Source organism: Streptomyces sp. NPDC002671 (genome assembly GCF_053592475.1).
This window is the reverse complement of sequence record NZ_JBSFVU010000008.1, coordinates 160662-173401: the sequence shown is the minus strand read 5'-3', so window position 1 is coordinate 173401 and position 12740 is coordinate 160662. Positions and strand designations below refer to the sequence as shown.

Sequence of the window (12740 nt, the reverse complement as noted above, 5' to 3'; positions counted from 1 at the left end):
CACAGTGTCATGACGTCCGATGCCGTGCGGCGCGTGCAGAGCGCGAGTCCCTGGGAAGAGTCCTTCGGTTTCGCGCGCGCCGTGGCGGCGGGCGACCGCGTGCTGGTGGGCGGTACGACGTCCTTCAGGGGCCGCGTGCTGTACGGGGAGGGCGATCCGTACGAGCAGGCCAAGGTGGCCTTCACCAGCGCGCTGGAGGCGATCGCCGAGTTCGGGCTCGGTCCCGAGTCGGTGCTCCGCACCAGGATGTACCTGAGCCATGTGCGGGACGTGGACGCCGTCGGCCGGGCCCACAAGGAGATCTTCGACTCCGTGCGCCCGGTCACGACCCTGCTGGTCGTGGAGGGCTTCGTCGACCCGCGCATCCTGGTGGAAGTAGAAGTAGAAGCATTCAGAGGACATTAGGAGCCGGCTTCATGACCCTGGCGGTTCGAGTCATCCCCTGCCTGGACGTGGACAACGGCCGGGTGGTCAAGGGCGTCAACTTCCAGAACCTGCGCGACGCGGGCGACCCCGTCGAGATGGCCAAGGTGTACGACGCCGAGGGCGCCGACGAGCTGACGTTCCTGGACATCACCGCGTCCTCGGGCGACCGGGAGACGACGTACGACGTGGTGCGCCGCACCGCCGAGCAGGTGTTCATCCCGCTGACGGTCGGCGGCGGCGTCCGCACGGCCGAGGACGTGAACAAGCTGCTGCGGGCGGGCGCCGACAAGGTGGGCGTGAACACCGCCGCGATCGCCCGCCCCGACCTGATCCGCGAGATCGCGGAGCGCTTCGGCCGGCAGGTGCTGGTCCTGTCGGTGGACGCCCGCCGTACCCCTTCCCGCAACGGCTCGTCTGGGTCCTTCGAGGTCACCACGCACGGCGGCCGTCGCGGCACCGGCATCGACGCGGTCGAGTGGGCGCACCGGGCGGCGGAGCTGGGCGCCGGTGAGATCCTGCTCAACTCCATGGACGCGGACGGCACGAAGGACGGCTACGACCTGGAGATGATCGCGGCCGTCCGCAAGCACGTGACGATCCCCGTGATCGCCTCGGGCGGCGCCGGCAAGCTGGCGCACTTCCCGCCGGCGATCGACGCGGGCGCGGACGCGGTGCTGGCGGCGTCGGTCTTCCACTTCGGCGACCTGCGGATCGGCGAAGTCAAGCAGGTGCTGCGGGAGGCCGGTCACCCGGTCCGATGACGCTGCGCTGAGCTTTGGCCCCGGTGCCTTCGGGCGGCCGGGGCCTTTGCTTGGGCTGATGTGAAAGATAAGTTGCGCAAAATCTGTTGTGCAATTTTTCTTTCGTATCTACGGTGGGTACATGGCAGGCAAGGAGAGAGACCGCCGGATCACCGATCTGGGCACGCTCAAGGCGCTCGCTCATCCGCTGCGGATGAGGCTGTACCGGGGCCTGACCATCGCCCGGGTCGCGACCGCCTCACAGCTCGCCGACCAGGTCGACGAGGCCGTGTCGCTGGTCAGCTACCACCTGCGCAAGCTCGCCGAGCACGGACTGATCGAGGAGGCCGAGCCGCAGAGCGAGGACGGTCGGGAGCGCTGGTGGCAGCCGGCCTCCGACGGCGTGAGCATCCGCGACCAGGACTTCCGGGACGCTCCCGAGAAGGCCGCCGCGCACACCGCCGCCAGCCGGCTGTTCTTCGAGCAGCGGGCCGACATGTACCGGCGCTTCCTCGACGAGCGCGCCCACTGGGGCGAGGAGTGGAACGCCGCCGCGGTGTCCTCCGAGGCGGTGCTGCGGCTGACATCGGCCGAACTGGCCGAGCTGAACAAGGAGTTGCTCGCCGTCGTCCGCAAGTACGACGAGCAGGGCCGGGCCGCCGACACCGCCGGTGACACCGAGGGCCGCGAGAACGTCGCGGTGCACACGTACGCGTTCCCGTTCCGGACCTGAGAGGACCACCGTGGCCACGAGTACGACCGGCTCCGCGTGCACCGCCACCGCGGAGCGCGTCGCCCACCGCGACCCCAACGTCCTGCGCTGGCTCGGCGCGTACGCCTCGTCGGCCGTCGGCGACAACGTCTACTACCTCGCCCTGTCCTGGGCCGCCGTCCAGGCCGGGACGCCCGCACAGGCCGGTGTCGTCACCGCGCTGAGCGCCGTGCCGCGGGCCCTGCTGATGCTGGGCGGGGGAGTGATCGCCGACCGGTTCGGCCCGCGCAGGGTGCTGATCAGCAGCGACGCCGCGCGCTGTGCGGCGGTCCTCGCGGTCGCCGGGCTGCTGCTCGTGGGGCGCCCGGGCCTGTGGCCGCTGGCCGCGCTGGCCCTGGTCTTCGGGGCGGTCGACGCCGTCCTCATGCCCGCGCTGGGGGCGCTGCCGTCCCGGATCGCGGGGCGTGGAGAGCTCGCCCGGGTGCACGGCATGCGGGGACTCGTGGTCCGGCTGGCCAACGTCGTCGGGGCCCCGCTCGGCGGTCTCGGCGTGGCACTCGGGGGCTCGGCGGCGGCGTTCGGCCTGGCCGGGCTGCTGTTCGCGGCCTCCCTGCCGCTCCTGGTCGCCGTACGCGTGGCGGACGCGCCCGCGGACGACACGCGCGCGCGGGGCACCGCGTGGAGCGAACTCACCGACGGACTGCGCTACCTGCGCGGCGACCGCGTCCTGCGCACGCTGATCGTCGTCATCGCCCTCAGCGACCTCGGTTTCGTCGGCCCGCTCAACGTCGGCCTGACCCTCCTCGCCGACGAACGCGGCTGGGGAGCCGGGGGCGTCGGCTGGGTGCTCGCCGGGTTCGGCACGGGCGCCGGGGCCGCCTCGCTGCTGCTCACCGCCCGTGGCCGCGTCCCGCGCGCGGGGCTCGTCCTGTCCGTGTGCGGCGTCGCCAGTGCCGTCGCGATCGGTGCGCTGGCCTACGTGCCGAACGTCGTGGGGGCCGTCGCCGTCGCCCTCTCCATCGGCCTGATCTCCGGGCTGAGCGGCGTGCTGTGCGGTGCGCTCCTCCAGGCCCGCTCCGACCGGGCCTACGTCGGCCGCGTCACCTCCGTGTCCAGCTTCTTCAGCCTGGGGGTCGCGCCGCTGACCTTCCCGCTGACCGGCGCCGCGATCGGCCTGTGGGGCACCGGCCCGGTGTTCGCCGTCAGCGCGGCGCTGTGCGGCCTGGCCGGTGCGTACGGCCTCTGCTCCGGGCCCCTGCGCCGCGCCGAGCTGCCCCGCTGACCCTCACGCCCTCGGCTGGGTCAGCTGCACCAGGTTGCCGACCGTGTCGTCGAAGACCGCCGCGAGCACCGGCCCCTGCTCCTGCGGCGGATGCGTGAAGCGGACGCCCAGGCCGCGCAGGCGGTCGTACTCCGCCTGGAGGTCGTCCACGGAGAAGACGATGCAGGGGATGCCCGCCTCGTAGAGGGCCGTGCGGTACGGCTCCGCGATGGGGCCCTGGCTGGGCTCCAGCAGCAGCTGGAGGTCCGGCTGCGCCCCCTCGGGCGCCCCCACCGTGATGAACAGCGTGCCGTCGCCCAGGTCCATGTGGGTGCGGGTCTCGAAGCCGAGTACGTCCGTGTAGAAGGCGTGCGCCTTGGCCACGTCGTTCACGAACACGCTGGTCATCGCGACCTTGATCATGGCTCGGCCCCTCTCGGTCCTCAGAAGCCCAGTTGTCTGGACTCGTGCAACTGGGTGATCGCGTCCGTGTCGCCCTCCAGATCCACCTTGGCCGCGTTCTGCCGGCCGAAGGCGAACAGGAGCAGCTCCGACGGCTCGCCCGTCGCCGTCACCACGGGCGTGCCCCGGTGGGCGACGGCCGTCTGGCCGTCCGGGCGGCGCAGGACCAGGCCCGTCGGCACACCCCGGCCCAGCAGGCGGGCGATGCGCTCCAGGCGCGACCACAGCGCCTCCTGGAAGACGGTGTCCAGCTCGCGCGGTGCCCAGTCCGGCTGCGCCCGGCGCACGTCCTCCGTGTGGACGTAGAACTCGACGATGTTGGCCGCCTCGTCGATCTGCTTGAGCGCGAAAGGCGAGAACCGCGGCGGACCCGTACGGATCAGCTGGATCAGCTCCTCGTACGGCTTCGCGGCGTACTCGTCCATCACCTTCTCCAGGCGTGGCGCGAGGGGCTTGATCAGCGTGCCCCCGGCCGCGTCCGGGCGCCGCTCGCGCACCACCACGTGCGCGGCCAGGTCCCGGGTCCGCCAGTCCTCGCACAGGGTCGGCGCGTCGGGGCCGGCGGTTTCCAAGAGGTCGGCGAGCAGGAGCCGTTCACGCTTGGCGAAGGTCGACATGGGGCCAGCCTACGGCCATGCATACGGTCCGCCCAGCGGACGCCGTCCCGTCGCTGTCGGTGCCGCGCGGCACAATGGCTCCCATGACCAGTACGACCAGTACGCCCCGGCCCAGCAGCCTCGCCCCAGAGATCGCCGCGCGCCTCAAGCGCAGCGAGGACGGGCTCCTGCCCGCCATCGCCCAGCAGTACGACACCAACGAGGTGCTCATGCTCGGCTGGATGGACGACGAGGCGCTGCACCGCACCCTGACCACCGGCCGCTGCACCTACTGGTCCCGCAGCCGCCAGGAGTACTGGGTCAAGGGCGACACCTCGGGCCACTTCCAGTGGGTGAAGTCGGTCGCGCTCGACTGCGACGCCGACACCCTGTTGGTCAAGGTCGACCAGGTGGGCGCCGCCTGCCACACGGGCGCGCGCACCTGCTTCGACGAGGACGTGCTCCTCAAGGACGCCGATTCCGGCGCGACCGGCTCACATCAGTAAGGTCAGCCGCCATGGACCTCGAGACCTTCCGCAAGCTCGCCACCGACCGGCGCGTCATCCCGGTCACGCGCAAGCTCCTCGCCGACGGCGACACCCCGGTGGCGCTGTACCGCAAGCTCGCCGCCGAACGCCCCGGCACCTTCCTGCTGGAGTCCGCGGAGAACGGCCGCTCCTGGTCCCGGTACTCGTTCGTGGGCGTGCGCTCGGCCGCCACGCTGACCACGCGGGACGGCCAGGCCCACTGGCTCGGCGCCCCGCCGGTCGGCGTCCCGGTCGACGGCGACCCGCTCGCCGCCCTCCGCGCGACGATCCAGACCCTGCACACCCCCCACCAGGAGGGCATGCCGCCCTTCACCGGCGGCATGGTGGGCTACCTCGGCTACGACATCGTCCGCCGCCTGGAGAAGATCGGTCCCGGCGAGCGCGACGACCTGAAGCTCCCCGAGCTGACCATGCTCCTCACCAGCGACCTCGCCGTCATGGACCACTGGGAGGGCTCGGTCCTGCTGATCGCCAACGCGATCAACCACAACGACCTCGACACCGGCGTGGACGAGGCCTACGCCGACGCCGTGGCCCGGCTCGACGCCATGCAGGCCGACCTCGCCCGCCCGGTCGCCCAGCCCCCGGCCGTCCTGCCGCCCTCAGAGCTGCCCGAGTACACCGCGCGGTGGGGCGGCCCCGACTTCCAGGCGGCCGTCGAGGACGTCAAGGAGCGCATCCGCGCGGGCGAGGCCTTCCAGGTCGTGCCCTCCCAGCGCTTCGAGACCCCGTGCACGGCGAGCGCGCTCGACGTCTACCGGGTGCTGCGGGCGACGAACCCGTCCCCGTACATGTACCTGTTCCGGTTCCCCCACGGGGAAGGAGGTGCGTTCGACGTCGTCGGCTCCTCCCCGGAGGCCCTGGTGAAGGTCGAGGACGGGCGGGCGATGGTCCACCCCATCGCCGGCACCCGGCACCGCGGCGCCACCCCGCAGGAGGACCAGGCGCTCGGCGAAGAGCTGCTCGCCGACCCCAAGGAGCGCGCCGAGCACCTCATGCTGGTCGACCTCGGCCGCAACGACCTCGGGCGGGTCTGCGAGCCCGGCTCGGTGGAGGTCGTGGACTTCATGTCCATCGAGCGCTACTCGCACGTGATGCACATCGTCTCCACGGTCACCGGCAAGGTGGCCGAGGGCCGCACGGCCTTCGACGTGCTCACCGCGTGCTTCCCGGCGGGCACTCTCTCCGGCGCCCCCAAGCCGCGCGCGATGCAGATCATCGACGAGCTTGAGCCGTCCCGGCGCGGCCTGTACGGCGGCTGCGTCGGCTATCTGGACTTCGCGGGCGACTCCGACACGGCCATCGCCATCCGTACGGCCCTGCTGCGCGACGGCACGGCGTACGTCCAGGCCGGAGCCGGCATCGTCGCCGACTCCGACCCGGTCGCGGAGGACCAGGAGTGCCGCAACAAGGCGGCGGCGGTCCTCCGCGCGGTGCACACGGCCAACAGGCTTACGTCAGGCTGACGTTCAGCCGGTGAACGCGGCGGTGCCGTTCGGGACGCCGAGCCCGCTCGGGCCGTCGTACCCGGCGGTGCCGGTGCACAGATAGGACCCGCCGCAGGCGCCGTTGGAGCCGCTGGTCACGTCGAACAGCGCGGTGGTGTGGGCGTACGGGAAGGACGCCGGGGAGGAACCGGCCGACGGGGTGCCGCCCAGCGCGTAGACCGCCGCGATCAGCGGGGACGAGGCACTGGTGCCGCCGAAGACCATCCAGCCGCTGCCCTGACCGTAGGTGTCGTACACCGCGACGCCGGTGTTCGGGTCGGCGACCGCCGAGACGTCCGCGACGGTGCGGTTGGCGCAGCCGGTGTCCTTCTGCCAGGTCGGCTTGGCGTCGTACTTGGAACAGCCGGAGCCGGCCCCGCTCCACACCGTGTCGGTCCAGCCGCGCGTGGTGGACGCGGTCTTCAGGGACGTACCGCCCACGGCCGTCACGTACTTGGACGCGGCCGGGTACTCGACGCCGTAGCCGCCGTCGCCGGAGGAGACGGTGATGGCGACGCCCGGGTGGTTGAAGTACGAGGAGTCGTACGTCGGGTCGCTGGTGGACTCGCCGCCGCCGTAGCTGTTGGAGACGAACTTGGCGCCCAGCCGGACCGCGGTGTTCACGGCCGTACCGAGGTTGGTCATGGTGGCCGAACTGGCCTCCACCAGCAGGATCTTGCAGTTCGGGCAGGCCGCGCTGACCATGTCGAGGTCGAGGGAGATCTCCTCCGCCCAACCGGAGTTGCCGCGCGGGTACTTGGTACCGCCGTTCTGGTCGACCTTCTGGAAACAGCCGTTGGCGGTGGTGCAGGCCGACAGGCCGTACTGGGAGCGGTAGACGGCGAGGTCGGCCTCGGCGCTCGGGTCGTCATAGGCGTCGACGATCGCCACGGTCTGGCCCGAACCGCCGGTCGCTGAGGGCAGGTTGTACGCGGCCTGGAGTGAGGCGGGGCCGTAGCCGGCGGGCGCGGCGGCGGCCGTCAGGTCGCTCTCGGCGTGTGCCGACATCGGGGTGCCCGCGGTGACCTTGAGGGCGTTGCACGCCATCTCGCCCTTGGCCGTCGGGGCGGCACAGGAGCGGGCGACGGTGACCTTGTGCGGGGAGGTGGCCTGGGCCGCCTGGCCGACCGGCGCGGCGAGCGCGAGGGCGGCGGTGGCGAGAGTGGCCACGGCGGCGAGGGATACGGTTCTGCGCAACGTACGTCCTCCACGTGTGGGGTGTACCGGGAGAGATGTGGGGGGTGCGCGGTGCGACCGCCGGCGCGGGATGCGCGCCAGGGCCGCGCAGAACCTACGGATGTCGGGGGCACGTCAACAAGGACTGTGTTGAAGCCGGAACGTTCCTTTGCCTTTCCCGAGAAATCCATGAGCCTGACCGGAGGACACCATGAGGAAAACGTGGAGCGACCATGGCTTGACCGGAACCCGGGTGACGGTTCGCCCGGGGTTCAAGCGATAGTGGGGTACGTGACTGCCGTACCTGACTCCCGTTCCGAAGCCGCCGCACCCGCCCGGTCCGGCCGCCGGAGCCTCGCCCTCGCCCTCCTGTGCGGTGCGCTCGGCGCGGCCGTGACGCTGCTCGCGACCAGGCAGCGCTGGTCGGCGGGCAGCGCGACGGTGGCCGGGGGCGCGTTCCCGCTGACCGCCAAGGGCAGCGACGTCACAGGCGTCCCCGCGGCCCTCGCCATAGTGGGCCTCGCCGCGCTCGTCGCCGTGTTCGCCGTCCGCAAGGCCGGCCGCCTCGCCGTCGCCGTGCTGCTCGCGCTCTCCGGCGCCGGCACCGTCGCCGCCGCCCTCGTCGGCGCCTCCGACAGCTCCGCGCTGGACGACAAGGCCGCCCGGACGACCGGCGACAGCTCCGCCACGGTCCACGCGCTCAGCCACACCGGCTGGCCGTACGTCGCGGCCGTCGGCGGCGCCCTGATCCTCCTCGCCGGCCTGCTCGCCCTGCGCTACGGCAGCCAGTGGCCCGCCATGTCCGGCCGCTACGAGCGCGGCGGCGACCGCCCGCGCCGCACGGCCCGCCCGGCCGACCCCGAGCGGCCGGAGGAGATGTGGAAGGCCCTGGACCGCGGAGAGGACCCGACCGGGGCCTGAGCGCAGGCCTGTGCCGCGGGTGTGGCGAATCAGACGCCACCCCCGCGTCCGGGGCGCTCGCGCGTACGGGACAATGAGTGACGAGCGTCCGGCTTCGGACAGGCGGACGGGCTCGGAAACGCGCTACGACTCACACAAGCAATGAGGAGCAAGTCATGGCGGGCAGCAACCACGGTCACACCCCGGCCGCCTGGACCGGTGTCACCATCGTCTTCATCGGTTTCTGCGTCTCGGGCGCCTTCACGGTGATGGCCCAGCCGCTGGGCTTCTGGGCCGGGCTGGCGATCGTGGCCCTCGGCGGCATCGTGGGCGCCGCCATGAGCGCCATGGGCATGGGTATGCCGAAGGAGGAGACGCACGCCGTCGTGCGCACCCCCGTCGCGACCCCGGAGCCGGCTGCCGCCGAGAGCTGAGCGACAGAGCTTCCCGCGAGGGGCGGCCCCACACCTTTCCGGGTGCGGGGCCGCCCCTCGCGCGCGTGCGGGGCCTGCGACGGGCAGAATGCGAGGCGTGAACGCCGAGAGCCGTACCACCGCGCTCAGCCCCGCCCCGCCGGCCCCTGTGTGGGCGCGGCTCGCCGTCCCGGCCGGGCTGCTCGCGGCCGTCGCCGGGGCCTTCGCGTACGTCGGCACCGTCGACCCCGACGAGCCCGGCCACTACCCGGTGTGCCCTCTCTACCGGCTCACCGGCCTGTACTGCCCCGGCTGCGGCGGAATGCGCAGCGCGCACGCCTTCGTCCACGGGGACTTCCTCACCGCGCTGCACGACAACGCGCTGGCCGTGGCCGGCTATCCGCTCTTCGCCGTGCTGTGGACCGTCTGGGTGGTCAGGGCGGTGCGTGGCCGGCCGTCGCGGTGGGAACTCGGGCCGGTGCAGTTGTGGGCCGCCGGGGCGTTGTTCCTGGTCTTCACCGTTGTCCGGAACCTGCCGTTCGGTGGCTGGCTGCATCCTTGATCAACCGGCGAACGTCCAGGTAGTGGGACCGCCGTCGGCCGGATGAGAGGCCACCGCCCTCCTGCGGATACCATCGCAGTGACCACGGGTTTTCAAAACCTGAAGGAACCACCGTCTGGAAGGGGGCCGCTCGCGTGAGTGTGCTCGACGAGATCATCGACGGAGTCCGTGCCGACCTTGCCGAGCGGCAGGCGCGTGTCAGCCTCGACGAGCTCAAGGAGCGCGCGGCGAAGGCGCCCGCCGCCAAGGACGGCGTGGCCGCGCTCAAGGGCGACGGCGTCAAGGTGATCTGCGAGGTCAAGCGCTCCAGCCCCTCCAAGGGCGCGCTGGCCGCGATCGCCGACCCGGCCGGGCTCGCCGCGGACTACGAGGCGGGCGGCGCGGCCGTCATCTCCGTCCTCACCGAACAGCGCCGCTTCGGCGGCTCGCTGGCGGACCTGGAGGCGGTTCGCGCCCGCGTGGACATCCCCGTCCTGCGCAAGGACTTCATCGTCACGTCTTACCAGCTGTGGGAGGCCCGGGCGTACGGCGCCGACCTCGCACTGCTGATCGTGGCCGCGCTGGACCAGCCGGCCCTGGAGTCGCTGATCGAGCGTGCCGTGTCCATCGGCCTCACCCCCCTCGTCGAGGTGCACGACGAGGAGGAGGCCGAGCGGGCCGTGGCCGCGGGCGCCAAGATCATCGGCATCAACGCGCGCAACCTGAAGACACTGGAGGTCGACCGCGGGACGTTCGAGCGGGTCGCCCCCGAGATCCCCGAGGGCATCGTCAAGGTCGCCGAGTCCGGCGTCCGCGGTCCGCACGACCTGATCGCCTACGCCAACGCGGGCGCCGACGCGGTCCTGGTCGGCGAGTCCCTCGTCACCGGACGCGACCCGAAGGCCGCGGTAGCCGACCTGGTCGCCGCGGGGGAGCACCCCGCACTGCGGCACGGCCGGAGCTGAACTCCCGCTAAGCTGGGCCCTGATGATGCTTCCGATCACCCAGGCGACGCGGGACCCCTACGCCCGCCTCGCCCGCGGCTGCCGACCCCGAGGCTGCCGTGCCCCCGCCCGCCGTGTGCACGGCCGCCGGGTCCGCTACGTGATCGGCGACGAGCCCGGCCAGGTGAACGGCATGCGATGGCGCGACGTCGCGTGCGCTGGCTGAGCCGACGTGTCGTTGTGAACGCCGGCTGAGCCTGTGCCTCTGCTGCACGGGGGGTTCAGGGGGCTCCGCCCCCCGAACCCCCGGGCCTCTGCCCACCCAGCACCCGACCCGGTCGGCTGGAGAGTGCACCCTGAGGGCAGCGCACGCGTACCCGTACCCCAAGACCAGCTACCCGGGGCCGACGCCCCTGCGAGGTATTCGTATGCCCAGCCAGTTCTTCATTCCTGACCCCAGCGGCCAGGTGCCCACCGCCGAGGGCTACTTCGGCGCGTTCGGCGGCAAGTTCATCCCGGAGGCTCTCGTCGCCGCCGTGGACGAGGTCGCCGTCGAGTACGACAAGGCGAAGGCCGACCCCGAGTTCGCCCGCGAACTCGACGACCTGCTCGTCCACTACACCGGCCGCCCGAGCGCGCTCACAGAGGTGCCGAGGTTCGCCGAACACGCCGGTGGCGCCCGGGTGTTCCTCAAGCGGGAGGACCTCAACCACACCGGCTCCCACAAGATCAACAACGTCCTCGGCCAGGCCCTGCTCACCAAGAGAATGGGCAAGACCCGGGTCATCGCCGAGACCGGCGCCGGTCAGCACGGCGTCGCCACCGCCACCGCCTGCGCGCTCTTCGGCCTCGACTGCACCATCTACATGGGCGAGATCGACACCCAGCGCCAGGCCCTCAACGTGGCCCGCATGCGCATGCTCGGCGCCGAGGTCGTCGCCGTGAAGTCCGGCAGCCGGACCCTCAAGGACGCCATCAACGAGGCGTTCCGCGACTGGGTCGCGAACGTCGACCACACCCACTACCTGTTCGGGACCGTCGCCGGCCCGCACCCCTTCCCCGCCATGGTCCGCGACTTCCACCGGGTCATCGGCGTCGAGGCCCGGCGCCAGCTCCTGGAGCGCGCCGGCCGCCTCCCGGACGCCGCCATCGCCTGCGTCGGCGGCGGATCCAACGCCATCGGCCTCTTCCACGCCTTCATCCCCGACGAGGGCGTCCGCCTGATCGGCTGCGAGCCGGCCGGACACGGCGTGGAGACCGGCGAGCACGCGGCCACCCTCACCGCCGGCGAGCCCGGCATCCTGCACGGCTCCCGCTCGTACGTCCTCCAGGACGAGGAGGGCCAGATCACCGAGCCGTACTCCATCTCGGCCGGCCTGGACTACCCGGGCATCGGCCCCGAGCACTCCTACCTCAAGGACAGCGGCCGGGCCGAGTACCGCGCCGTCACCGACGACGCCGCCATGCAGGCCCTGCGCCTGCTGTCCCGCACCGAGGGCATCATCCCGGCCATCGAGAGCGCCCACGCCCTGGCCGGCGCCCTGGAGGTCGGCAAGGAGCTGGGCAAGGACGGGCTGATCGTGGTCAACCTGTCCGGCCGCGGCGACAAGGACATGGACACCGCCGCCCGCTACTTCGGCCTCTACGACACCGACGCCGAGGTGGCCGCCAACGAAGCCGACACGGCCGAGATCGAGGGGGACGCCAAGTGAGCGGGAACATTCAGCTGCTGACCGACACCCTCGCCGCCGCCAAGGCGGAGGGCCGGTCCGCGCTCATCGCCTACCTCCCGGCCGGGTTCCCGACCGTGGACGGCGGCATCGAGGCGATCAAGGCCGTCTTCGACGGCGGAGCCGACGTCGTCGAGGTCGGCCTGCCGCACAGCGACCCGGTCCTGGACGGCCCGGTCATCCAGACCGCCGACGACATCGCCCTGCGCGGCGGCGTCAAGATCGCCGATGTGATGCGTACGGTCCGCGAGGCGCACCAGGCCACCGGCAAGCCCGTGCTCGTCATGACGTACTGGAACCCCATCGACCGCTACGGCGTCGAGCGCTTCACCGCCGAACTGGCCGAGGCCGGCGGCGCGGGCTGCATCCTGCCCGACCTGCCGGTGCAGGAGTCGGCCCTGTGGCGGGAGCACGCCGAGAAGCACGGCCTCGCGACCGCCTTCGTCGTCGCCCCCAGCAGCAAGGACGAGCGGCTCGCCCAGATCACCGCGGCGGGCAGCGGCTTCGTCTACGCCGCCTCGCTGATGGGCGTCACCGGCACCCGCGCATCCGTCGGCGCGCAGGCCCAGGACCTGGTGGAGCGCACCCGGGCCACCGGCACCGCGCTGCCGGTGTGCGTCGGTCTCGGCGTCTCCAACGCGGCCCAGGCCGCCGAGGTCGCCGGCTTCGCGGACGGCGTCATCGTCGGCTCGGCGTTCGTGAAGCGGATGCTGGACGCCCCGGACCACGCCTCCGGCCTGGAGGACGTCCGCACGCTCGCCGGCGAGCTGGCGAAGGGCGTGCGCGGACAGGCGTAATCGCCGT

16 protein-coding genes are annotated in these 12740 nt (G+C 72.3%); 13 read left to right on the top strand and 3 right to left on the bottom strand.

Annotated features, from left to right (window positions below; genetic code table 11):
• Positions 1-9 precede the first annotated feature (9 nt).
• From ACWD35_RS14690 to ACWD35_RS14675, 4 genes are all read left to right on the top strand, one after another.
• A complete protein-coding gene (locus ACWD35_RS14690) occupies positions 10-405 on the top strand; it encodes a RidA family protein (RefSeq protein ID WP_451351572.1) in 396 nt (131 codons plus the stop codon).
• An 11-nt stretch (positions 406-416) separates the two neighbouring features.
• Positions 417-1187, top strand: a complete 771-nt coding sequence (hisF, locus tag ACWD35_RS14685; protein ID WP_451351571.1) for an imidazole glycerol phosphate synthase subunit HisF — start codon at positions 417-419, stop codon at positions 1185-1187.
• A gap of 121 nt (positions 1188-1308) precedes the next feature.
• Positions 1309-1899 carry an ArsR/SmtB family transcription factor gene (locus tag ACWD35_RS14680; protein ID WP_451351570.1) on the top strand — a complete coding sequence of 197 codons (591 nt, stop codon included), beginning with the start codon at positions 1309-1311 and terminating at the stop codon, positions 1897-1899.
• 10 nt (positions 1900-1909) lie between these two features.
• On the top strand, positions 1910-3160 hold the full coding sequence (locus ACWD35_RS14675; RefSeq protein WP_451351569.1) for an MFS transporter: 1251 nt from the start codon (positions 1910-1912) through the stop codon (positions 3158-3160).
• 3 nt (positions 3161-3163) lie between these two features.
• On the opposite strand, the gene ACWD35_RS14670 is transcribed toward ACWD35_RS14675, so the two are convergent.
• Positions 3164-3562 (bottom strand): VOC family protein, encoded by a 399-nt coding sequence (locus ACWD35_RS14670; RefSeq protein WP_451351568.1) that lies wholly within the window; start codon positions 3560-3562, stop codon positions 3164-3166.
• 20 nt (positions 3563-3582) lie between these two features.
• Positions 3583-4218: a TIGR03085 family metal-binding protein gene (locus ACWD35_RS14665; RefSeq protein ID WP_451351567.1), complete on the bottom strand. Its 636-nt coding sequence runs from the start codon at positions 4216-4218 to the stop codon at positions 3583-3585.
• Positions 4219-4301: 83 nt separating this feature from the next.
• On the opposite strand from ACWD35_RS14665, the gene hisI reads away from it, so the two are divergent.
• The gene (hisI, locus tag ACWD35_RS14660) at positions 4302-4703 is read left to right on the top strand and encodes a phosphoribosyl-AMP cyclohydrolase (protein ID WP_451351566.1); all 402 of its coding nucleotides are present in this window, start codon (positions 4302-4304) and stop codon (positions 4701-4703) included.
• Positions 4704-4714: 11 nt separating this feature from the next.
• Entirely contained in the window at positions 4715-6211 is a 1497-nt protein-coding gene (locus ACWD35_RS14655) for an anthranilate synthase component I (RefSeq protein WP_451351565.1), read from the top strand.
• A gap of 3 nt (positions 6212-6214) precedes the next feature.
• On the opposite strand, the gene ACWD35_RS14650 is transcribed toward ACWD35_RS14655, so the two are convergent.
• A complete protein-coding gene (locus tag ACWD35_RS14650; protein ID WP_451351564.1) occupies positions 6215-7429 on the bottom strand; it encodes a S53 family peptidase in 1215 nt (404 codons plus the stop codon).
• 261 nt (positions 7430-7690) lie between these two features.
• Between ACWD35_RS14650 and ACWD35_RS14645 the strand changes: the two genes are divergently transcribed.
• The 7 genes from ACWD35_RS14645 to trpA all read left to right on the top strand — a co-directional run bounded on the left by ACWD35_RS14645 (position 7691) and on the right by trpA (position 12733).
• On the top strand, positions 7691-8329 hold the full coding sequence (locus ACWD35_RS14645; protein WP_451351563.1) for a TIGR02234 family membrane protein: 639 nt from the start codon (positions 7691-7693) through the stop codon (positions 8327-8329).
• A gap of 155 nt (positions 8330-8484) precedes the next feature.
• Positions 8485-8742 carry an HGxxPAAW family protein gene (locus ACWD35_RS14640; protein WP_451351562.1) on the top strand — a complete coding sequence of 86 codons (258 nt, stop codon included), beginning with the start codon at positions 8485-8487 and terminating at the stop codon, positions 8740-8742.
• A gap of 88 nt (positions 8743-8830) precedes the next feature.
• Entirely contained in the window at positions 8831-9283 is a 453-nt protein-coding gene (locus ACWD35_RS14635; RefSeq protein ID WP_451351561.1) for a DUF2752 domain-containing protein, read from the top strand.
• 134 nt (positions 9284-9417) lie between these two features.
• Positions 9418-10227, top strand: a complete 810-nt coding sequence (gene trpC, locus ACWD35_RS14630) for an indole-3-glycerol phosphate synthase TrpC (RefSeq protein ID WP_451351560.1) — start codon at positions 9418-9420, stop codon at positions 10225-10227.
• 22 nt (positions 10228-10249) lie between these two features.
• Positions 10250-10432 carry a tryptophan biosynthesis modulator TrpM gene (gene trpM, locus ACWD35_RS14625; RefSeq protein WP_451351559.1) on the top strand — a complete coding sequence of 61 codons (183 nt, stop codon included), beginning with the start codon at positions 10250-10252 and terminating at the stop codon, positions 10430-10432.
• 202 nt (positions 10433-10634) lie between these two features.
• Positions 10635-11918, top strand: a complete 1284-nt coding sequence (trpB, locus tag ACWD35_RS14620; protein ID WP_451351558.1) for a tryptophan synthase subunit beta — start codon at positions 10635-10637, stop codon at positions 11916-11918.
• Complete coding sequence (gene trpA / locus ACWD35_RS14615; protein WP_451351557.1) at positions 11915-12733, top strand: tryptophan synthase subunit alpha; 819 nt, start codon at positions 11915-11917, stop codon at positions 12731-12733. The genes trpB and trpA overlap by 4 nt, the downstream gene beginning before the upstream one ends.
• The last annotated feature ends 7 nt before the right edge of the window (positions 12734-12740 follow it).